Raw genomic sequence first — 21,783 nt, 5'->3', positions numbered from 1 at the left:
TTCGACCATGTCCAGAATCCTCGCGCTCACCGGGAGCCCGTCACCGACCTCCCGCACCGAGGCGGTCGTGGAACGATTGGCGGTGCGCCTGCGCGGCCAGGGGCACCGCGTCGCCGTCACGCCGGTGCGGGAACTGCCGCCCGGCGCCCTGCTCGCCGGCGACGCCACGCACCCCGACATCGCCGCGGTCGCCGACGCCATCGCGAGCTCCGAGGGGCTCATCGTCGCCTCGCCGGTGTACAAGGCGGCCTACAGCGGGTTGCTCAAATCGCTGCTCGACCTGCTGCCGCAGTTCGCCCTCGACGGCAAGACCGTCTTGCCACTGGCGACCGGCGGCAGCCTGGCCCACGTCCTGGCCCTCGACTACGCCTTCCGCCCCGTGCTGCAGTCCATGGGCGCCGAGCACGTCGTGCAGGGCTACTTCCTGCTCGACCGCCTCGTCACCATGTCCGGCGGGGACGTGGCGATCGATCCGGAAGCCGAGCCCACGTTGTTGTCCGTTGTGGATGCGTTCTCCGAAGCGCTGCACCGGCGCGCGCGACTGGCCGTCGCATCCTGACCGCGTCCGAGAAAGGTTCGCCCCGATGTCGTTGACGTTCCACTGGTTCCTGCCCACTTACGGCGACAGCCGCTACCTCGTGGGCGGCGGCCACGGCGTGCCGACAGGCACCACCGGCCAGAGCCGGCCGGCCACGCTCGCGTACCTCGGCCAGATCGCCCGCAGCGCCGAGCAGCTCGGGTTCGAGGCGGCGCTCACGCCCACCGGCGCGTGGTGCGAGGACGCGTGGCTCACCACGGCCATGCTCGCCGGTCTGTCGCGCAGGCTGAAGTTCCTCGTCGCCTTCCGGCCGGGGCTCACCTCCCCGACACTCGCCGCGCAGATGGCCGCGACGTTCCAGCGGCACTCGGGCAGGCGGCTCCTGCTCAACGTCGTCACCGGCGGCGAGAGCCACGAGCAGCGCGCTTACGGCGACTTCCTCGACAAGGACGGCCGCTACGCCCGTACCGGCGAGTTCCTGGAGATCGTGCGGGCGTTGTGGCGGGGCGAGCGGGTCACCCACCAGGGCACGCACCTGCGTGTGGAGGACGCCCGGCTCTCCCGGCTCCCGGATCCGGTGCCGGACATCTACTTCGGTGGGTCCTCGCCCGCCGCGGGCGAGGTCGCCGCCGAGCACGCCGACGTGTACCTGACCTGGGGCGAGCCGCCGGCTGCCGTCGCCGAGAAGATCGCCTGGATCCGCAAGCTCGCCGCCGACCGCGGCCGGGACATCCGCTTCGGCATCCGCCTGCACGTCATCGCCCGCGACACCGCCGAGGCGGCGTGGGCCGAGGCGAACCGGCTGCTCGACGCGCTCGATCCGGCGCTGATCGAGAACGTCCAGCGTGGACTGTCCCGCAGCGAGTCCACCGGGCAGCAGCGCATGCTCGATCTCCACCGTGGTTCGCGCGACGACCTCGAGATCTACCCGAACCTGTGGGCCGGGGTCGGCCTCGTCCGCGGCGGCGCCGGGACCGCGCTCGTCGGGAGCCACACGCAGGTCGCCGAGCGCATCGAGGAGTACCACGCGCTCGGCATCGACGAATTCATCCTGTCCGGGCACCCGCACCTGGAGGAGGCGTACTGGTTCGGGGAGGGTGTGCTGCCGATCCTGCGCAGCCGGGGGCTGTGGGAGCACCCGGACGGTGCGGTCGGCGAAGAGGACGTGAGCATCCCGTTCGCCGGAGCCGCCCGGTGATCCTGGGCGTCAGTGCGGCACGGGCTGCTCCCACGCCGGTCAGGCACCGGACGGTGCTGGCGTCGAGCATGATCGGCACCACCGTCGAGTGGTACGACTTCTTCCTCTACAGCACAGCGTCGAGCCTCGTGTTCGGCCCACTGTTCTTCCCGGCGGGCAACGACGTCGTCGGCACCATGCTGTCGTTCGCGACGTTCTTCGTGGGATTCATCGCGCGGCCGGTCGGCGCGGTCCTGTTCGGCCACATCGGTGACCGTCTCGGACGCAAACGCACCCTCGTCGCGACGATGCTCATCATGGGCGTCGCGACGGCCCTGGTCGGTCTACTCCCGACCTACGCTCAGGCCGGAGTCGTGGCGCCGATCCTGCTCGTGGTGCTGCGGGTGCTGCAGGGGCTTGCCATCGGCGGCGAGTGGGCCGGTGCGGTGCTGCTCGCCGTCGAGTACGCCCCGGTGGGCCGGCGCGGCTGGTACGGCAGCTGGCCGCAGGTCGGCCTCGGCATCGGACTCGCGCTCGGCACCGGGTTGTTCGCGCTGCTGGGCCGGCTGATGGACGAGGAGCAGTTCCTGTCCTACGGCTGGCGCGCGGCGTTCCTGCTCAGCATCGTGCTGGTGGTCGTCGGGCTGCTGGTGCGTCTCCGGGTCGAGGAGACGCCGGAGTTCGAACGGATGCGCGCGGGAGCGACGTCCCGCGACGTCGTGCCGTTCGTCGAGCTGTTCCGCGACCGGGCGAGCCGGCGACACGTGGTGCTCGGCCTGCTGGCCCGGTGGGGCGACGGAGTGGCCTTCAACACCTGGGCGGTGTTCGCGCTCACCTACTGCACCACGACGCTCGGCCTCGACCGGACGCCCGTGCTGATCGCGGTGACGGCCGGCGCCGCATTGATGGCGGCCCTGATTCCGGTGATGGGCCGGGTGGCCGACCGGTACGGAGCACGCACCGGTTATCTGGCCGGTATGGTCCTGTTCGGGCTGTCGGTGTACCCGGCGTTCCTCGGTTTCCAGACGAAGGAGCCGATCGTGGTGGGAACCGTGCTGGTGCTGACACTCGGCGTGGCGTACGCGGTCAGCTACGCGCCGGAGGGGACGTTGTTCGCGCAGCTCTTCCCGACCCGGACGCGCTACACCGGGATGTCCTTTGTGTACCAGTTCTCGGGGATCTATGCGTCGGGGCTGACCCCGATGCTCGTCACCGCACTGGTCGCGGCCGGAGGCGGCGGCATCGGGTGGGTGTGCGCGTACCTGGTGGCCGTCGCCGTGGTGAGTGCGGGGGCCACCGCGGCGATCCGGCGGCGCGACCTGCATCTGACGGGGGAGCCGGGATGACGATTGTCGAGCACCGGCCCGCCGGCCGCACGTGGACGCCCGACGGCGTACGGAGAGGCACGGTCGTCGTCCTTCCGGGCCGTGGCGAGCGCATCGGTCGTTACCGGCGCTTGGCCACCCGGTTGGCTGCTGAGGGCTACCGGGTGGAGGTGACCGCACCCGGCGAGCCGGTGGTCCGGGCCGAGCACCCATGGTTCCTGCTCGGAGCCGACACCGGCGCGCATGTGGCGCTCGAGGCGGCACAACGGATGCCGGTGTCCGCCCTGGTGCTGGCCGGCTTGCCCGGTGATCCCGAGTGGAGGCCCGCGCGGCCGGTCGGTCGCGATGAGGAGATCGCGTGGCGAGTCGCCGACCCGGATCGGCAGGCGGCGCTGCGGGTGAGCGACGACGTCCGGCACGGTGAACTGCTCCGGAGCCCGCCGCGCCCGATGATCGGCGTGCCGACGGTGTCCACGCTGGTCCTGCACGGGGAGGCGGACGTGCTGTCCCCGTCGCTGCGGGTCCGGCAGCGGGTGGCGAGCTGGCCGCGGGTGCGGCTCGTGAGTGTTGCCGACAGCGGCCACGACGTCCTGCACGATGCCCACCACCGCAGCGTGGCAGCCGAGATCCTGCTGTTTCTCGAACGGTTCCGGTCCGGTGGGGCGCCGGTACTGCGCACGTCGCTACGGTCGACGATCTGACCTGTGCCAGGCGTGGCTCACCGGCCCCGCCTGCGCTGGGCGAAGTACGCCGCCCAGAAGGCGACTGCGCTGAGCAGCATCACGCACCCGAAGAACCACATACCGCCGTTCGGTTCGTACATCGCGACCATCATGACGAACAGAGCGACGGCGACCGCGGTGAGCACGGCCATGCCGCGGACGACGCGCCGGGGAATCTCGGGTGCGGCCATGCCGCTCATCCTGCCAACCCGGGTGTGCCCGGCGGCGCACCCGGGATCGGCCGGAGGGTCACGCCTGCCAGTCGCGCAGCACCTCGTCGTTGCCCGAACCCGGTTTCGGTGGACCGGCCGGGGTGTCGGGCGCCGTGCGGGAGAAGCGGGGAGAGGGCGCGGGCTGCACCACGCCGTCGATCTCGATGAGCGTCTGCCGGGCCGCGACGTGCGGGTGGTCGGCGACCTCGTCGAAGGTCAGCACCGGCGTGACGCACGCGTCGGTGTCGGCGAACACCTTCGCCCACTCGTCCCGCGTCCGGCTGGCGAACACCTGGGTGAGTCGCGCGCGCAGCACAGGCCAGCCGGACCGGTCGTTCTGGTCGGGGAGCTCGGCCGGATCGAGGCCGAGCCCGTCGAGCAGCGCGGCGTAGAACTGGGGCTCGAGCGCACCGACCGCGACGTACCGTCCGTCGGCGCAGACATACGTGTCGTAGAATGGCGCGCCCCCGTCGAGCAGGTTGGCCGCGCGCTCCGTCGACCAGGCGCCGACCCCGCGCAACGCCCATACCATCTGGGCCAGCACGCTCGCGCCGTCGACCATCGCGGCGTCGACCACCTGGCCCTCGCCGGAGCGCTCGCGCTCCCACAACGCCGACAGCACGCCGGTGAGCAGCAACATCGACCCGCCGCCGAAGTCACCGACGAGGTTGAGCGGCGGCACCGGCGCCTCGTCCTGCCTGCCGACGGCGTGCAGCACCCCGGTGAGGCTGATGTAGTTGATGTCGTGGCCGGCGCGCTGCGCCAGCGGCCCGTCCTGGCCCCAGCCGGTCATCCGGCCGTAGACGAGCCGGGGGTTCACCGCGTGGCAGTCGTCCGGTCCGACACCCAGCCGCTCGGCCACGCCCGGCCGGAAGCCCTCGATGAGAACGTCGGCCTTCGCCACCAGCCGCAGCACCAGCTGCCGGCCCTCGTCGGTCTTGAGGTTCGCCGCCACGGACCGCTTGCCGCGCATCACGTGATCCGGCTTGCCGCCGCTCACATCGAGCGACCCCGAGGGCCGCTCGATACGAACGACGTCGGCGCCCAGGTCGGCGAGCACCATCGCCGCGTGCGGCGCGGGCCCGATCCCGGGCAGTTCGACGACCTTGAGACCGGTGAGCGGTCCAGCCACTGTTGTGTCACCTCGATGCGTCGGCGGCATGAATCGTGTCATGCCACAGTAGACGGACATGATGCGGGGCGGCGACGCCGAACACCGCCGTCGCCGCCCCGGTACGGGGGAGGGCTCGCTAGAGCCGCTCGATGATCGTGGCGTTGGCCATGCCGCCGCCCTCGCACATGGTCTGCAGGCCGTACCGGCCGCCGGTCGCCTGCAGCTGACCGACCAGGGTCGCGAGCAGCCGGGTGCCGGACGCGCCGAGCGGGTGGCCGAGCGCGATCGCCCCGCCGCGCGGGTTGAGCTTCTCGGGGTCGGCGTTGAGTTCGCGCTGCCACACCAGCGGCACCGGTGCGAACGCCTCGTTCACCTCGTAGGCGTCGATGTCCTCGATGGACATTCCCGACCGGTCGAGGATCTTCTGGGTGGCGGGGATGACGCCGGTGAGCATGAGCAGCGGGTCGCTGCCCGTGACGGCGAAGCTGTGGAACCGCGCCTTCGGCGTCAGGCCCAGGGCCGCGGCCTTCTCCTCGCTCATGATGAGCGCCGCCGACGCGCCGTCGGTGAGCGGCGACGAGTTGCCCGGCGTGATGCGCCAGCCGATCTCCGGGAACCGTGCGCCGAGGTCGGCGTCGTAGAACGACGGCTTCAGCCCGGCGAGGCCGTCCACGGTGGTGTTCGCGCGGACGGTCTCGTCCGTGGTGACCGTGCGCTCGGTGCCGTCCTCACCGGTGACGGTGACGGGCAGGATCTCGCCGTCGAAGCCGCCCGCCGCGGCGGTCGCGGCCGCCCGGGCGTGCGAGCGCGCCGAGAACTCGTCGAGTGTGGTCCGGTCCAGCTTCCAGCGGCCCGCGATGATCTCGGCCGAGATACCCTGGCCGACGAGTCCGTCGGGGTAGCGGGCCGTGACGGCAGGGCCGAACGCATCCTTGCCCATCGGTGACGTGCCCATCGGCACGCGGCTCATCGACTCGACACCGCAGGCGATGACGACGTCATAGGCCCCCGCGATCACGCCCTGCGCCGCGAAGTGCGCCGACTGCTGGCTCGACCCGCACTGCCGGTCGACCGTGGTGGCAGGGACCGACTCGGGGAAGCCGGCGCCGAGGACCGCGTTGCGCGTGATGTTGAGGGCCTGCTCGGAGGCCTGTCCGACACAGCCGCCGATCACGTCGTCGACGAGGCCGGGATCGAGATCGTTACGCTCGACGAGACCACGCAACACGCGGGAGAGCAGGTCGGCGGGGTGGATTCCGGACAGCTGACCGCCGGGTTTGCCCTTGCCCGACGGGGTACGAACGACGTCCACGATTACCGCGGTGGTCATGGGCGGTCCCTTCTCGGCGTCTCCGATGGCGCCTCTGCGCTGATATAACGATCGATAAGTGCTCTCGGCGTGTCAAGGTTCCCGCCCCCGCCGGACGTGGGGGGAGACGTAGGTCACGTGGCGAGAGCTATCGCTCGTTAAGTGGCTACGCTCCGGTCGCGGACTGCAGGGCGGCAGGAAGGAACTCGCGCGATGGTGCACACGAAGTTCTGCGCCGAATTCGGGATCGAACACCCGATCGTGCAGGGCGGCATGCAGTGGGTCGGCCGGGCGGAACTGGTCTCCGCCGTCGCAAACGCGGGCGCCCTCGGCTTCATCACCGCGCTGACGCAGCCCACCCCCGAGGATCTCGCCAAGGAGATCGCGCGCTGCCGCGACATGACGGACAAGCCCTTCGGCGTGAACCTGACGATCCTGCCCTCGATCAACCCGCCACCGTACGCCGAGTACCGCGACGCCATCATCGACTCCGGCGTGAAGATCGTCGAGACCGCCGGCTTCAACCCCGCCGAGCACCTTCCCGCGTTCCGCGCCGCCGGGGTCAGGGTGCTGCACAAGTGCACGAGCGTCCGGCACGCCGTCAAGGCACAGGAACTCGGTGTGGACGGCATTTCCATCGACGGCTTCGAGTGCGCCGGCCATCCCGGCGAGGACGACATCCCCGGGCTCGTGCTCATTCCCGCGGCGGCGGAGAAGATCACGATCCCGATGATCGCCTCGGGCGGGTTCGCCGACGCCCGCGGCCTCGTCGCGGCGCTGGCGCTGGGCGCGGACGGCATCAACATGGGTACGCGGTTCGTGGCCACGCAGGAAGCCCAGGTGCACGACAACGTCAAACAGCGCATGGTCGAGGCGACCGAGCGCGACACCGACCTCATCTTCCGCCCGCTGCGCAACACCGCGCGGGTCGCCCGCAACGCGATCAGTCGGCAGGTCGTCCAGATCCTCGAGGAGGGCGGGCAGTTCGAGGACGTGCGCGACCTGGTCGCCGGCAACCGGGGACGTATCGAGGTCCTGGAGAACGGCGACATCGACGGCGGCATTTGGTCGGCCGGCCTGGTGCAGGGGCTCATCCACGACATCCCGACCGTCGCCGAGCTCGTCGAGCGCATCATCGCCGAGGCGGAGGAACTCATCAAGGGCAGGCTCGCCGGCACGGTCGGCGCCTGATCAGCACGGCACGAAGGAGAGGATTCATGGACATCGCGGGGGCAGTCGCTGTCGTCACCGGCGGGGCGTCGGGCCTCGGCCTGGCCACCGTGCGCGAACTCCACGCACAGGGCGCCAAGGTCGTGATCCTGGACCTGCCGTCATCGGACGGCGAGTCCATCGCCAAGGAGCTCGGCGAGAACGTCGTGTTCTCCGCGGGCGACGTCACCAAGGAAGAGGACGCCACCGCCGCGCTGGACGCGGCCGCGAAGCTCGGCCCGTTGCGCATCGCCGTCAACTGCGCGGGCATCGGCAACGCCATCAAGACGGTGTCCAAGAAGGGCGCCTTCCCGCTGGCGGACTTCACCAAGGTCATCAACATCAACCTGATCGGCACGTTCAACGTCATCCGCCTCGCGGCCGAGCGCATGTCCCAGGCCGAGGAGATCGGTGAGGAGCGCGGCGTCATCATCAACACCGCCTCCGTGGCGGCCTTCGACGGGCAGATCGGGCAGGCGGCGTACTCGGCGTCGAAGGGCGGCATCGTCGGCATGACGCTGCCCATCGCGCGGGACCTGGCGAGCCTGAAGATCCGCGTGGTCACCATCGCGCCCGGCCTGTTCCACACGCCGCTGTTCGCGACCCTGCCGGAGGAGGCCATCACCTCGCTCGGCGCGCAGGTGCCGCACCCGTCGCGCCTCGGTGACCCCAGCGAGTACGCCGCGCTGGCCCGGCACATCGTCGAGAACCCGATGCTCAACGGCGAGACGATCCGCCTCGACGGCGCCATCCGCATGGCGCCGCGCTGATCCGGTGGGCGGCAGCGCAGGGACAGCCCGCGCTGCCGCCCACCGCACCACACTGTCCACTCCGGACCGCCGTGGCGGCACGCCGGGCGACGGTGGGCGTGTGTATCGTGCTGGGTGGTCGGGAACGTCGCGATGGGCTTGGGAGATGGCACGGAGAAACGGCGCCGCGTCCGGTGGCGAGGCCGGGCAGGCCGGCGCCGACTGGAGGCGTTTCGAGCCTCTCGAACTGACGCCCATTCTCGCCGCCGCGCTGGAGGCGTTCTACGAGCACGGCTTCCACGGCACCACGGTGCGCGACATCGCCCGGCGCGTCGGACAGACCGTGCCGTCGCTGTACTATCACCACGAGAACAAGGAAGGCGTCTTCGCCACCCTGCTCGAAATGGGCACCACGGACGTCGCATGGCGGGCCGAGGCGGCGGCGGCCGAGGGCGGGGACCGCGCAGACCTCCAGCTGGCCTACGTCGTCGAGGCGATCGTGCTGTACATGACGCACCGGGTGCGGCTCGCCGCGCTCGACCCCGAGCTGCGGCACCTCTCCCCGCCGAACCGCAAGCGCTACGCGGCGCGGCGCAAGGAGGTGGAGAACCTCATGGCCGGCATCGTGCGCGCGGGTGTCCGGCAGGGGGTGTTCACCGCGTCGCTGCCGGACGAGACGGCCCGCGCGATCCTCGGCATGTGCCAGTCGATCGGGCGCTGGTACCACCCCGGAGGGCCGTTGGCCCCGGAGGAGCTGGCCGGCCGGTACGTGGACATCGCGCTCATGGCCGTCGGCGTGACCAAGCGCCCCCGGCCGTCGACGCGCGCAGCGAAGGTCCGCGCGCCGAGCCGGTAGCTAGTCGGCGTCCGACTTGTCCTCGGCCTGTTCCTGCTCCGCGTCGTGGGTCTGGTCGGGCTCCTCACCGGCCACGCCGAACCCGGGTGCCGGCTGCGGCCCTCCCCGGCCCACGTCGGCGGCGGCGATCTCCTCGTCACCGGACTCGGGCCGCGGCTCGAACGGCATCGTCGTCATGTCCCGGTGGATACCCGGCACGGGCGGGGATAGTCCTCAGCCGGGTGGTGCGGGAAACGCGCCGCACCTCGATCAGCGTCGTGCCGGCGGCGTCGGATGGTGCCGGTACGGCTGTCGAAGTCGCTACCCGGGCGGGTGGAGACCGGACAGGTGCCCGCGTTCACCGCACTGCGGACACGGATTCGGCGCGAGGACCGTCCTGGACGTGCCGGCGAGGACCGCGGCCCGCGCGATGAGCACATGACCCTCACCGGCGCAGTTGGGGCACACGATCCGTACCTGTCCGCGTCTGTCGTCGTCCTCGGTCACGCCGGTCCTCTCCCGCGCTGTCCGCTGCCGTCACCGAGGTGGCGGCGCGCATGGTCGTCACGCACCCCGGCGCGCCTGCGCTGTCCGGTGGTTCAGCCCAACCGTGCCACGTTCGGTGTCCGGCCGGCGAAGCGGGCCCGGTCGCAGGCCTGCCGTCCGGCACCGCGCACTGGTCCGGTCACAGACCGCCGCGGGCCACGAGTTGCGACACGATGACGTTGCGTTGGATCTCGTTGGTGCCCTCACCGACGATCATCAGCGGCGCGTCGCGGAAGTAGCGCTCGACGTCGAACTCCGTGGAGTAGCCGTAGCCGCCGTGCACTCGCACGGCGTTCAGTGCGATCTCCATCGCGACCTCCGAGCAGAACAGCTTCGCCATGCCCGCCTCCATGTCCGAGCGTTCGCCGGAGTCGTAGCGGCGGGCGGCGTACAGCAGCAGCTGCCGGGCGGCGGTCAGCTTGGTGCCCATCTCCGCGAGGTGGTTGCCGACCGACTGGTGCTTCCAGATCGGCGTGCCGAACGACTCCCGCTGTTGGGCGTAGCGCAGCGCGTCGTCGAACGCCGCCCTGGCCACACCGGTGGCGCGCGCGGCCACCTGGATCCGGCCGATCTCCAGCCCGCGCATCATCTGGGCGAAGCCCTTGCCTTCGACACCGCCCAGCAGCGCATCGGCAGGCACCCGGCAGTCGTCGAACGACAGCTCGCAGCTCTCGACGCCCTTGTAGCCGAGCTTGGGCAGGTCCCGGGAGACGGTGAACCCGGGCACCTTCTCCACCAGCAGCACGCTGATGCCCTTGTGGGCCGGCTGGGCGTGCGGGTCCGTCTTGCACAGCAGCGCCACGAGTCCGGAGCGGCGGGCGTTGCTGATCCACATCTTGGACCCGTTGACGACGTAGCCGTTCTCGTCACGCACGGCCACCGTGCGCAGGGCCTGCAGGTCCGACCCACCGCCGGGCTCGGTGAGCGCCATCGTGGCGCGCAGCTCGCCGGTGGCCATGCGCGGCAGGTACTTGCGCTTCTGCTCCTCGGTTCCGTAGTCCAGGAGCAGCTTCGACACCACCGTGTGCCCGCCCATGGCACCGGCCAGGCTCATCCAGCCGCGCGCCAGCTCCTCGGTGACCATGGCGTAGCACGGCGTCGAGACCCGCACGTCGCCATACGGCTCCGGGATGGCGAGCCCGAAGATGCCGAGCTCCTTCATCTGCTCGATGAGCTTCTCCGGGTAGGCGTTGTCGTGCTCGAGCTCCCGCACCACCGGGCGGACCTCGCGGTCGACGAACTCCCGGACGGTGTCGACGATGGCCAGCTCGTCGCTGTCGAGTTCCGGCGTCATGGACTGCTCCCGTCTACGAGGCGAAGCGCACCTGGGCGGTGGCGTGGCGAGGTTCGAGGGCGCTGGCGACGGCGAGTTCGACGGTGCCGTCGGCGGCCGGGCCGCCCTGCGCGGCGATCGGCATGCCGCCGAACACCGGGCGGCGCAGCCGGAAGCTCACCGACTCCACGGGACGATCGTCGTTGCGGCGCACCAGCTCCAGCATGAGCAGCACCAGCAACGGCCCGTGCACCACCAGGCCCGGATACCCCTCGACCTGGGTGGCGTAGGGAAAGTCGTAGTGGATCCGGTGCGCGTTGGCGGTCAGCGCGCTGAACCGGAACAGCACCGTGGGCCCGGTCCGGGGCACGATCCGCCACGGCACGTCGGCGGCGGGCGGTTCCTCCTCGGGGACGGTGAACGCACGCGGGGTGTCGTCGCCGGAGCGGTAGACGTAGTCGAGTTCCTCGGTGAGCCTGATCTCGCCGTGCTGGCTCCACTCGCTGCGCACGGTCACGAACGCCATCTCGCCGGAGCGTCCCTCCTTGACGACGCAGTCGGCGATCGTGGATGCCCGGCGCGCCGGCGCCCCGACCTCCAGTGCGCGCGCCAGCCGCACCCGTCCTCCCGCGAACATGCGGCGGCGGTCGGGGATGGGCGGCAGGAAGTGGCCGGCGAGCGGGTGGCCGTCGGGACCGAGCTCGCTCTGGGCGGGCCACTCCAGCAGGTGCAGCCAGTGCCACAGCGGTGGCAGCGGATCACCGGGGCCCGCGGCGGTGGGCTGGTCGAGCACGGCCGACAGTGCGGCGACCGGCTCCGCGGAGATCACCCCCTCGTGGACCTGGGGGCCGGGCCGCCAGCCCTCGACGTAGTGACGCAGGCTCTCGGTGTCGGGCGCCGTCATGCACATCCCCGCATCGCTCGATCTCCTTCGGTCGTGACCGCTGCATTCTATAGAATGCACGCGTGGGATGGACAAGGATGGGCAGATGACCCGGGCGGACCGGCCGGCGAGCGAGCCCGGCGGCGTGCTGTCCGCGCGGCGCCGTGGCGTCGACAAGCAGCAGCTCAGCGAGCACGTCGCCGCCTACGTCCGCGAGGGGATCATGGCCGGGCAGTTCCCGGCGGGCGAGTTCATCCGCACCGAGCACCTCGCCGCCGAGCTGGGCGTCAGCCAGACGCCGGTGCGCGAGGCGCTCATGATCCTGCGCAGCGAGGGCTCCGTCCGCTGGCAACCGCGGCGCGGTTACCGGGTCGTCGCGCTGAGTGCCCGCGACGTCCGTGACCTCTTCGACGTCCAGGCCTACATCGCCGGAGAGCTGGCCGCGCGGGCGGCGACCCGGCTCGGCGACGACGAGCTCGACCACCTCGCGACCCTCCAGCACCGGATCGTCGAGGCCGAACGAGCCGGTGACGCCCAGCTCGTGGACGGCCTGAACCACGAGTTCCACCGCACCATCAACAAGGCGTCCGAGTCGTCGCGGATGGCGTCCCTGCTCAACCTCACCGTGAGCTATGTGCCGCTGCGCTTCTTCGGCCGGATCGAGGGCTGGCCGGCGGCGTCGGCACACGACCACATGGCCGTCCTCGCCGCGCTGCGGTCGCGCGACGCCGCGGCCGCCCGCGCCGCGATGAGCGAGCACATCCACCACGTCGGCGAGCTCCTCGTGGAGCATCTCGCGACGCAGGGCATCCTGAGCTGACCGCCCGGCCACCCTTTTGGCGGGACCCTACAAACCGGCGCGGCGCGTCGTGGTGAGTCCGATCATTCCCGGACTCGGCGGTAACCGGGAGGGTTGGGGACAGGGTGGGCGACGGCCGCGAACCGGGCGTCGCCCTTCGTACGTTGTCGCAGGTTGTGAGGTTTGCCGCTCTTGTTCACGCGCATCGCCATCGTCAACCGTGGAGAGGCCGCGATGCGGCTGATCCACGCCGTCCGCGAGCTGAACGCCGAGGGCGGGCCGCGCCGGGAGACCATCGCGTTCTACACGGATGCCGATCGCGCCGCCACGTTCGTGCGGGAAGCCGACCACGCCTACTACCTCGGCCCGGCCTCCGCCCGGCCCTACCTCGACCTGGGGGTACTCGAGCGGGCGCTGACGGAGACCGGGGCGGACGCCGCGTGGGTGGGCTGGGGCTTCGTCGCCGAGGACCCGGCGTTCGCCGAGCTCTGTGACCGCCTCGGCGTCGCGTTCATCGGCCCGTCGCCGGAGGCGATGCGCAAGCTGGGCGACAAGATCGGTGCGAAGCTCATCGCCGAGGAGGTCGGTGTTCCGGTGGCGCCGTGGAGCCGGGGTGCCGTCGAGGACCTCGACGCGGCGCTGCGCGCTGCCGAGGAGATCGGCTATCCGCTCATGCTCAAGGCGACCGCGGGCGGTGGCGGCCGCGGCATCCGGGTCGTCCGCTCCGAGGACGAGCTGCGGGACGCCTACGAGCGCACCAGCGCCGAGGCCGCCCGCGCGTTCGGCAGCGGCGTCGTGTTCCTGGAGCGGCTCGTCACCGGCGCCCGCCACGTCGAGGTGCAGATCATCGCCGACGGGCAGGGCGCCGCGTGGGCGCTGGGTGTGCGGGACTGCTCGGTGCAGCGGCGGAACCAGAAGGTCATCGAGGAGTCGTCCTCGGTGCTCCTCGATGACGAGCAGACCCGCGAGCTCAAGGCCGCCGCCGAACGGCTGGCGCTCGCGGTCGGCTACCGCGGTGCGGGCACCGTGGAATTCCTGTACCACCCGGGGGAGAAGCTGTTCGCCTTCCTCGAGGTCAACACCAGGCTCCAGGTGGAGCACCCGATCACCGAGGCGACCACCGGCTTCGACCTGGTGAAGGCGCAGGTGGAGGTCGCCGAGGGGGGCAGGCTCACCGGCGCGCCGCCCGCCGAGTCCGGGCACGCCGTGGAGGCGCGGCTCAACGCCGAGGACCCCGATCGCGACTTCGCTCCCGCCCCCGGCCGGATCGCACTGCTCGACCTGCCGAGCGGGCCGGGTATCCGCGTCGACACCGGCGTGGGCGAGGGCGACACGATCCCCGCCGACTTCGACTCGATGATCGCCAAGATCATCGCCTACGGCCGCACCCGCGACGAGGCGCTCGCCCGCCTGCGCCGGGCGGTGCGGGAGACGACGGTCCTCATCGAGGGCGGGGCCACCAACAAGAGCTTCCTGCTCGACCTGCTGGACGCGCCCGAGGTGATCGACGGCAGCGCCGACACCGGGTGGATCGACCGGGTCCGCGCCGAGGGCAGGCTGTCGACGCACCGGCACTCCGGGGTCGCCCTCGCGGCTGCGGCCATCGAGGCCTACGAGGAGGCCGAGCGCGCCGAGCAACAGCGGCTGCTCTCCACCGCCTACGGCGGGCGGCCCCAGGTCCAGCACGAGGGTGGCGAGTCCATCGACCTCAAACTGCGCGGCGAGAGCTACCGCGTCAGCGTCGCCCGTACCGGGGCGCGCCGGTTCCGCATCGCCATCGACGGTGCCGCCACGACGCCGCCGTTCGACGCCGAGATCGACCGGTTCGACGACCGCTCCGGTCAGCTGACCGTCCACACCCGACGGTACCGGCTGGTGACCGGCACGCACGGCCCGATCCATCTCGTCGAGGTCGACGGCGTCACGCACCGGATCAGCCGCGACGAGGGCGGCGTTGTGCGCTCGCCCGCGCCCGCGCTCGTCGTGGCGACGCCGGTCGAGGTCGGCGCCGAGGTGGACGAGGGCGCGGCGGTGCTCGTGCTCGAGAGCATGAAGATGGAGACGGTTCTGCGGGCGCCCTACCCGGCTCGGCTCACGCAGCGGCCCGTGTCCGTCGGGAGCCAGGTGGAGACCGGCGCGATCCTGCTGCGCCTGGAGCCGCTCGGTGACGTCGACGCGGCCGGCGGTTCCCCGCAGCGCGTGCAGGCCACGGATCTCGAGCTGCCGCCCGAGCCCGCCGAGACGGCCGCCGCCGACCGGGTGCGGCACGGGCTGGACGAGCTGCGCAGCCTGCTGCTCGGCTACGACGCCGACCCGCACGACCAGGGCCGCACGCTCGCCGAGTACCTCAAGGCACGCGCCGAGCTGGTGTCCGAGGGACAGCGGCCGGTCGCCGGTGAGGTGGAGCTGCTTCGAGTGTTCGCCGACCTCTGCGAGCTCAGCCGCAACCGGCCTGCCGGCGAGGAGACCAAGGCCGACACCCGGGTGCACAGCCCGCGTGAGTACTTCCACACCTACCTGCAGAGTCTCGACGCGGAACGCGCCGGCCTCTCGGAGGGGTTCCGCATCAGACTCACGCGCGTGCTCGCGCACTACGGCGTCGCGGATCTCGAGCGCACCCCGGCACTGGAGGACGCGGTCTTCCGGATCTTCCTCGCGCAGCAGCGGGCGGCCTCCGACGTCGTCGTGGTGACCACGTTGCTGCAGCAGTGGCTCACCGAGCCCGCGCCGGGGAACTCGCTGCGGCAGATGGTGGGGCAGGAACTGGAGCACCTCATCGTCGCCACGCAGCTGCGCTTCCCGGCCGTGGGCGACCTCGCGCGGAGCCTCGTGTTCCGCTGGTTCGCCCAGCCCATGCTCCGGCGCAACCGCGCGGAGATCTACACCGCCGTGCGGCGGCACCTCCGGCACCTGGACGCCCATCCCGACGCGCCCGACCGCGAGGAGCGGATCGCCGAGATGGTGGCGAGCCCCGAACCGCTGGTGCGCATGATCGGGCAGCGGATCGGCAGGCCGGGCACCGACCAGAAGGCGTTGCTGGAGGTGCTGAGCCGGCGGTACTACCACAGCCGCAGGCTGCAGAACGTGCGCGGCCTCTCCCGGTCCGGGTTCGACTGCGTCACCGCCGAGTACCGGCTCGACGGCAGCCGGCTGCGGCTCGTCGCCACCGCCACGGACTTCGCCGGGCTCGGTGACGCGCTGCGGGCCGTCGGGGAACTGGCCGCCGGCGCCGAGCCCGCCGACCTCGTCGCCGACGTCTACCTGACGTGGAAGGACCAGCCCGCCGACGCCGACGCGATGGCGGAGCAGCTGCGCGAGGTCGTCGCCGGGGCGCCGCTGCCGGAGCGTCTCCGGCGCGTCACCACGAGCGTCGCCGGGCGCAGCGGTGCCGCCATGCACCACCACTTCACGTTCCGGCCCGCGCAGGACGGGCTCGCCGAGGACCGGCTGATCCGTGGCCTGCACCCGTTGATCGCGCAGCGCCTGCAGCTCGCCCGGTGGCAGAACTTCGAACTCACCCGCCTGCCCTCGGCCGACGAGGAGGTCTACCTGTACCGGTGCGTCGCGCCGGAGAACCCGGCCGACGAACGGCTCGTCGCCATGGCCCAGGTGCGCGACCTGACACCGCTGCGCGACGACGAAGGCCGCATGCTCGCCTTGCCGGCCGTCGAGGGAACGCTCGACGCCTGCCTCGACGCGATCCGGAAGGTGCAGGCCCAGCGGCCCGCGAAGAAGCGGTTCGACACCAACCGTGTGCTGCTCTACGTGTGGCCGCCCAGCGAGCTCACGATGGACGAGCTCAACGCGATCGCCAAGCGGGTGGTGCCGACCACGGCGGGGGCGGGACTCGAGGAGGTGCTCTTCCTCGGCCGTCAGCGGGACGCCGAGACCGGCGAGCTGACCGACATCGCGGTACGGATCTCCTACCACGTCGGCGCCGGCGTGCGGATCTCCGTCACCGAGCCGCCGACCGAGCTCATCCAGCCGCTCGACGACTACGGCCAGAAGGTGCTCCGGGCCCGGCGGCGCGGCACCGTCTACCCCTACGAGCTCACCGACATGCTGGCCGGCCCCGGCGGCACCTTCGTCGAGTACGACCTCGACGACACCGGCAGGCTCGTGCCCGTCGACCGGCCGAAGGGACGGAACAAGGCCGGCATCGTCGCGGGGGTCGTCACCACGCCGACACCCCGGTATCCGGAGGGCATGACGCGCGTCGCCCTGTTCGGCGACCCCACCAAGGCGCTCGGGGCGCTGTCCGAGCCGGAGTGTGCCCGCGTGATCGCGGCCCTCGATCTCGCCGAGGAGATGCGCGTCCCCGTGGAGTGGTTCGCCCTCTCGGCGGGAGCGCGGATCGCCATGGATTCCGGCACGGAGAACATGGATTGGGTGGCCGCCGCCCTCAAACGGATCGTGCACTTCACCCAGGACGGCGGCGAGATCAATGTCGTCGTGGCCGGCATCAACGTCGGCGCGCAGCCGTACTGGAACGCCGAGGCCACCATGCTCATGCACACCAAGGGCATCCTCGTGATGACGCCCGATTCGGCGATGGTGCTCACCGGCAAGCAGTCGCTGGACTTCTCCGGTGGCGTGTCCGCCGAGGACAACTTCGGCATCGGTGGCTACGACCGGGTCATGGGGCCCAACGGCCAGGCGCAGTACTGGGCCAACGACCTCGCGGGCGCCCGCGACGTGCTCCTGGCCCACTACGACCACACCTACGTCGCCCCGGGCGAGGACCGGCCGCGACGGGCGGAGAGCACCGACCCCGTCGACCGCGACATCTCGGACTTCCCGCACAACGTGGTGGGCAGCGACTTCACCACGGTCGGCGAGATCTTCTCGCGGGAGGCCAATCCCGGTCGCAAGAAGGCGTTCGACATCCGGACCGTCATGCGCGCGGTGGCCGACCAGGACCACCCGGTGCTGGAGCGCTGGGCCGGCATGGCCGACGCCGAGACCGCGGTCGTCCAGGACGTGCACCTGGGCGGTTATCCGGTGTGCCTGCTCGGGATCGAGTCACGGTCGGTGCCGCGGCGCGGGTTCCCGCCGACCGACGGCCCGGACACCTACACCGCGGGCACGCTGTTCCCGCGCTCGTCGAAGAAGGCGGCGAGGGCGATCAACGCCGCCAGCGGAAACCGGCCGCTCGTGGTGCTCGCGAACCTGTCCGGATTCGACGGTTCTCCCGAGTCGATGCGCAAGCTGCAGCTGGAGTACGGCGCCGAGATCGGCCGGGCGGTCGTCAACTTCCGCGGGCCGATCGTGTTCTGCGTGATCTCCCGTTACCACGGCGGCGCGTTCGTCGTGTTCTCCAAGGCGCTGAACCCGAACATGACGGTCCTGGCCGTGGACGGCTCGTTCGCGTCGGTTTTGGGCGGTGCCCCGGCCGCGGCGGTGGTGTTCGCCGGCGACGTCGACGCCCGGACGGCGAAGGACGAGCGGGTGCGCGAGCTGGAGCGCCGGATCGCCGAGGCCGGCGGGGGAGAGCGTGCCTTGCTGACAGCCGAACTGGCCGACGTGCGGGCGGCGGTGCGGGCGGAGAAGCTCGGCGAGGTGGCCGCCGAGTTCGACAGCGTGCACAGCATCCAGCGCGCCGTGGAGGTCGGTTCGGTCGACGCGGTGATCCGGCCCGACGAGCTGCGTCCCCGGATCGTCGCGGCGATCGAGCAGGGATTGCGGGCATGATGCTTGAATGATGTGGCCATGACCGATGCCCCGCCTCGCACGTTCGACGAGCTCGCCGAGCGTCTGCGCCGCGCGCTGCCCGAGCTGTCCCGGTCGCACCGGCTGCTGGCGCAGCGCGTGCTCGCGGACCCGGAGGGAGTGGCGTTCATGACCGTCTCCGAGCTCGCCTCGGCCGTGGGCGTCAACGAGGCCACGGTCGTGCGGTTCGCCGCGGCCGCCGGGTTCAAGGGATTCCCGCAGCTCAAGAGCGTGTGCCGGGAGCGGCTGCGGGAGCAGGCCCACCTACTGCGCCGGTTCGAGACCCTCGAGCAGCAGCCGGACGCGCAGGCGGCGCTGCCGCGGCAGGCCGCCGAGCTCGACGCCGCCAACATCGCGCGCACGTTCGCGCGCCTGGACTCGGCGAGCTGGGAGGCGGGCGTGCGGCTGCTGGCGGACGCGCCTCGGGTGCACGTGCTGGGCCTGCGCAAGTGTCACGCCCCCGCGTACCTGCTCGGCTACCTCCTGGGCATGGTGCGCGAGGGCGTGCACACCATCGGCGGCGAGGCCGGGCTGCTCATCGACGGCCTGCGCCGCGTGAAGAAGGGCGACACGTTCGTCGCGGTGTCGGTGCACCGCTACACCGCCGAGACGGTCCGGGCGACCACGTGGGCGGCCAAGCAGGGCGCCCGGTGCCTCGTGCTGACCGACAACGCGTCGTCACCCCTGGTGCCCTCGGCCGAGCTGACGCTCTACGCGGACGCGGCCGGACCGTCGGTGCTGCGCTCGGTGACAGCCTTCACCGCGCTCGTGCAGGCACTGGCCGCCGGGGTGGCCGCGGCGGCCGGGCACAACGCCCGGGACACGCTCGAACTCGACGAACAGCTCTTCGCCGAGTTCGGCGTCTACGACCGCCAGGGCCCCTAGCCGGGCGTGGTCAGGTCTCGACCCGGGCGGTGCTCTCGCCGGCCCCGGTCTCTCCGGCCAGCGCGTTGATGCGCTTCTCCTCGCGCACCGAGCGCAGCGCCGCGGCCAGTCCGGTCGCCCACAACAGGGCGATGGCGGCCAGCACGACGGTGGTGACCTGCCCTCCGGCGTCGAACGACGAGAGCAACGTCTTGGCGTTGGTGAAGACGATCAGCCCGCCCGCCGCGGCACCGAGGACCCGCGGCGGCAACCGCCGCACGAGCCACGCCGCGAGCGGAGCCGCGATGACACCGCCGAGCATCAGCCCCGCGACCACGGTGTAGTTGAGTTCCTCCTCCTGCGACAGCGTGACGAGGAAGCCGAGGCTCGCGGCCAGCGCGACGATGAACTCCGAGGTGTCCACCGAGCCGACGACCTTGCGCGGTTCGAGCCTGCCGGACGACAGCAGCGTCGTGGTGGCCACCGGCCCCCAGCCCCCTCCGCCGCTGGCATCGACGAACCCGGCCACGAGCCCCAGTGGCGCCAGAAAGCGAGCGCCGGGGCGCCGGGTGGTGATGAGCTTGCCCAGCTTGAGGAAGGCGAACCTGACCAGCACGTACAGACCCAGCACCAGCAGGACGGCGGTGATCCAGACCTCCGCGGAGGACGTCGACAGCGACGTCAGCACGTACGCGCCGAGGACGGCGCCCGCGGCGCCGGGCAGCGCCAGAATTCCCACGGTGCGCCAGTCGACGTTGCGGAGCTTCCAATGCGATACCCCGGACGCCAGCGAGGTGCCGACCTCGGCCAGGTGCACGGCGGCGGACGCGACCGCGGGCGCCGTGCCGACCGTGACGAGCGTCGTCGTCGCCGTCACGCCGAACGCCATCCCGAGCGAGCCGTCGACGAGCTGGGCGAGAAAACCGGCGAGTCCGAACAGCAGAAGTGTGTGCATGCTGACCTCAGGGTCGAAGGGTGAGCAGGGTCTTTGTCAGCCCCGGCGGCAGAAGGCGGAATTCACCCGCAGCAGATCGATGTGGCGGCGCTGGACCAACGGCGTGGAAACAGGCGCGACCGGTTGCCTACCCATGACACCCGATCGTGGCATAGCGGCGATGTGTGGTCCACTGTTTCCCGCATTTTGAGCGACGGGTCATAACGCGCCATTTTGTAACTTCCTGAAATTAAATGGCCCGGGCGTCCCGGAGAGCGGAATGGGTTGACAGGCGGCGGGACGACGTATTGTTTCGGGCGAGACGAAAGTGAGGTCGGTGTGGGCAAGCAGCTTCCGGCGGCGGTGCGTGACGTGCCGGGCGCGGGTGGGGTCAGGGAGTCGAACGCCGCGGCGGTGCTCGGCGCCGTCCGCAGCGACGGCCCGCTGTCGAGGGCGGCGATCGCCCGCCTGACGTCCCTGAGCATGCCGACCGTGAGCAGGCAGGTCGCCGCGCTCATCGAGCTGGACCTGCTGCGCGAGGTCCGCGACGCCGCGCCCGCCGGGGGCATCGGCAGGCCGACCGTTCCGGTGGGCCTCAACGACGCCGTGATCGCCGCCTGCGGCGTGCACATCGGCATCACGACCACCACGTACGGGCTCACCAACCTCAGCGGCGAGCTGCTCGGCAGCGAGCGCATCCCGACCCCACAGGGCACCCCGCGCGAGGTACTCCGGCGCATCGCCGAGGAGGTCAGGGAGTTCCTCCGCGAGTGGCCGGAACGCCGGATCATCGGGGTCGGGCTGGCCATCGGCGGCCAGGTCGATGCGGAGAACGGCCTGCTCGACCACGAACCGCTCGGCTGGCGCGAGGTGCCTGCCAGGGCGGTCCTGGAGGAGGTCACCGGCCTGCCGGTCCACCTGGACGGCCATGTGCCCGCCATGGCGACGGCCGAGCTGCTGTTCGGTGTCTCCGGGCGGGCCCGGAGCTCGCTGTACTTCTACGCCCGCGAAATGGTGGGGGTCGCCATCGCCGTCGACGGGGTGCTGCATCGCGGCCCCGGGCAGTCGGGCAGCATCGCGCACCTGCCCGTCGGCGGTGACGTGCGCTGCCCGTGCGGGCGCACCGGCTGCCTCGAGGCGACGGTGGCCGAGCGGTCGGTGCTGGAGCAGGCGGTGCGGGCCGGGGCGATCGCGCAGCCGGACTTCCGCGCACTGGTGGCCGCGGCCGGCGCCGGGGATGCGGCGGCGGACCGCATCCTGGCCGACCGGGCCCGCGCCCTCGGCCGGGCGGTCGCCATGGTGCGCGACGTCGTGAACCCGGATCTCGTCGTGCTGGGTGGACAGGCGATCACCGAGGCGCCGGCGTATCTGGAGGACCTCCGGCGGACGTTCGCCGAGACGACCGTGCTCCCGGGTGTGGGCCGCGTCGAGGTGACCCGGTTCGGGCGGGACGTCCAGGCGATGGCCGCCTGCACGGGCCTGCTCACCGAGCTCTACGACCACCCGTTGTCGTTGCTCGGGGCCTGAGCCGCAGCATTTCTTTTCGCGGAGAAGAAAACGCTGTGAAATTTAGTGGCGTCCTTTT

Annotated in this window: 19 protein-coding genes; 11 read left to right on the top strand and 8 right to left on the bottom strand. The window is 71.6% G+C overall.

Going from position 1 to position 21,783, the window contains the following annotated elements; genetic code table 11:
- The first annotated feature begins 7 nt into the window (after positions 1–7).
- The 4 genes from ssuE (at position 8) to ACFSZT_RS20010 (ending at position 3,741) form a co-directional block, all read left to right on the top strand.
- Positions 8–559 carry an NADPH-dependent FMN reductase gene (gene ssuE, locus ACFSZT_RS20025; protein ID WP_377391365.1) on the top strand — a complete coding sequence of 184 codons (552 nt, stop codon included), beginning with the start codon at positions 8–10 and terminating at the stop codon, positions 557–559.
- Positions 560–584: 25 nt separating this feature from the next.
- Positions 585–1,736, top strand: a complete 1,152-nt coding sequence (locus ACFSZT_RS20020; protein ID WP_377391362.1) for an LLM class flavin-dependent oxidoreductase — start codon at positions 585–587, stop codon at positions 1,734–1,736.
- A 68-nt stretch (positions 1,737–1,804) separates the two neighbouring features.
- A complete protein-coding gene (locus ACFSZT_RS20015) occupies positions 1,805–3,061 on the top strand; it encodes an MFS transporter (protein ID WP_377391359.1) in 1,257 nt (418 codons plus the stop codon).
- A complete protein-coding gene (locus ACFSZT_RS20010) occupies positions 3,058–3,741 on the top strand; it encodes an alpha/beta hydrolase (RefSeq protein ID WP_377391356.1) in 684 nt (227 codons plus the stop codon). Before ACFSZT_RS20015 ends, ACFSZT_RS20010 begins: the two co-directional genes overlap by 4 nt.
- Positions 3,742–3,758: 17 nt before the next feature.
- Here ACFSZT_RS20010 and ACFSZT_RS20005 read toward each other — a convergent pair whose 3' ends face one another.
- From ACFSZT_RS20005 to ACFSZT_RS19995, 3 genes are all read right to left on the bottom strand, one after another.
- A complete protein-coding gene (locus ACFSZT_RS20005; protein ID WP_377391353.1) occupies positions 3,759–3,953 on the bottom strand; it encodes a hypothetical protein in 195 nt (64 codons plus the stop codon).
- A 58-nt stretch (positions 3,954–4,011) separates the two neighbouring features.
- On the bottom strand, positions 4,012–5,106 hold the full coding sequence (locus ACFSZT_RS20000; RefSeq protein ID WP_377391350.1) for a CaiB/BaiF CoA transferase family protein: 1,095 nt from the start codon (positions 5,104–5,106) through the stop codon (positions 4,012–4,014).
- A gap of 118 nt (positions 5,107–5,224) precedes the next feature.
- Complete coding sequence (locus ACFSZT_RS19995; protein ID WP_377391347.1) at positions 5,225–6,418, bottom strand: thiolase family protein; 1,194 nt, start codon at positions 6,416–6,418, stop codon at positions 5,225–5,227.
- Positions 6,419–6,610: 192 nt separating this feature from the next.
- Between ACFSZT_RS19995 and ACFSZT_RS19990 the strand changes: the two genes are divergently transcribed.
- The 3 genes from ACFSZT_RS19990 to ACFSZT_RS19980 all read left to right on the top strand — a co-directional run bounded on the left by ACFSZT_RS19990 (position 6,611) and on the right by ACFSZT_RS19980 (position 9,211).
- Entirely contained in the window at positions 6,611–7,588 is a 978-nt protein-coding gene (locus ACFSZT_RS19990; protein ID WP_377391345.1) for an NAD(P)H-dependent flavin oxidoreductase, read from the top strand.
- A gap of 26 nt (positions 7,589–7,614) precedes the next feature.
- Positions 7,615–8,376: a 3-hydroxyacyl-CoA dehydrogenase gene (locus ACFSZT_RS19985; RefSeq protein WP_377391342.1), complete on the top strand. Its 762-nt coding sequence runs from the start codon at positions 7,615–7,617 to the stop codon at positions 8,374–8,376.
- 145 nt (positions 8,377–8,521) lie between these two features.
- Positions 8,522–9,211 (top strand): TetR/AcrR family transcriptional regulator, encoded by a 690-nt coding sequence (locus ACFSZT_RS19980; protein WP_377391340.1) that lies wholly within the window; start codon positions 8,522–8,524, stop codon positions 9,209–9,211.
- Here ACFSZT_RS19980 and ACFSZT_RS19975 read toward each other — a convergent pair whose 3' ends face one another.
- The 3 genes from ACFSZT_RS19975 to ACFSZT_RS19965 form a co-directional block, all read right to left on the bottom strand.
- The gene (locus tag ACFSZT_RS19975; RefSeq protein WP_377391338.1) at positions 9,212–9,388 is read right to left on the bottom strand and encodes a hypothetical protein; all 177 of its coding nucleotides are present in this window, start codon (positions 9,386–9,388) and stop codon (positions 9,212–9,214) included.
- 487 nt (positions 9,389–9,875) lie between these two features.
- Positions 9,876–11,030, bottom strand: a complete 1,155-nt coding sequence (locus ACFSZT_RS19970) for an acyl-CoA dehydrogenase family protein (RefSeq protein ID WP_377391335.1) — start codon at positions 11,028–11,030, stop codon at positions 9,876–9,878.
- Positions 11,031–11,043: 13 nt separating this feature from the next.
- Positions 11,044–11,913, bottom strand: coding sequence for an FAS1-like dehydratase domain-containing protein (locus ACFSZT_RS19965; RefSeq protein WP_377391333.1), 870 nt, complete (start codon positions 11,911–11,913; stop codon positions 11,044–11,046).
- 85 nt (positions 11,914–11,998) lie between these two features.
- On the opposite strand from ACFSZT_RS19965, the gene ACFSZT_RS19960 reads away from it, so the two are divergent.
- The 3 genes from ACFSZT_RS19960 to ACFSZT_RS19950 all read left to right on the top strand — a co-directional run bounded on the left by ACFSZT_RS19960 (position 11,999) and on the right by ACFSZT_RS19950 (position 19,285).
- Complete coding sequence (locus tag ACFSZT_RS19960; RefSeq protein ID WP_377391330.1) at positions 11,999–12,712, top strand: GntR family transcriptional regulator; 714 nt, start codon at positions 11,999–12,001, stop codon at positions 12,710–12,712.
- A 171-nt stretch (positions 12,713–12,883) separates the two neighbouring features.
- Entirely contained in the window at positions 12,884–18,382 is a 5,499-nt protein-coding gene (locus ACFSZT_RS19955) for an ATP-binding protein (RefSeq protein WP_377391605.1), read from the top strand.
- An 18-nt stretch (positions 18,383–18,400) separates the two neighbouring features.
- Entirely contained in the window at positions 18,401–19,285 is an 885-nt protein-coding gene (locus ACFSZT_RS19950) for a MurR/RpiR family transcriptional regulator (protein ID WP_377391327.1), read from the top strand.
- A 10-nt stretch (positions 19,286–19,295) separates the two neighbouring features.
- Here ACFSZT_RS19950 and ACFSZT_RS19945 read toward each other — a convergent pair whose 3' ends face one another.
- The gene (locus tag ACFSZT_RS19945; protein ID WP_377391324.1) at positions 19,296–20,219 is read right to left on the bottom strand and encodes a sulfite exporter TauE/SafE family protein; all 924 of its coding nucleotides are present in this window, start codon (positions 20,217–20,219) and stop codon (positions 19,296–19,298) included.
- A 36-nt stretch (positions 20,220–20,255) separates the two neighbouring features.
- Entirely contained in the window at positions 20,256–20,354 is a 99-nt protein-coding gene (locus ACFSZT_RS19940) for a putative leader peptide (RefSeq protein WP_377391321.1), read from the bottom strand.
- Between the two features lie 183 nt (positions 20,355–20,537).
- Here ACFSZT_RS19940 and ACFSZT_RS19935 point away from each other — a divergent pair, with 183 nt between their 5' ends.
- Positions 20,538–21,725, top strand: coding sequence for an ROK family transcriptional regulator (locus ACFSZT_RS19935; RefSeq protein WP_377391318.1), 1,188 nt, complete (start codon positions 20,538–20,540; stop codon positions 21,723–21,725).
- Positions 21,726–21,783 lie beyond the last annotated feature (58 nt).

Origin of the sequence: Prauserella oleivorans, assembly GCF_042685745.1 — a bacterium.
Lineage (GTDB): Bacteria > Actinomycetota > Actinomycetes > Mycobacteriales > Pseudonocardiaceae > Prauserella_A > Prauserella_A oleivorans.
This window is presented reverse-complemented; position numbering and strand designations above follow the sequence as displayed.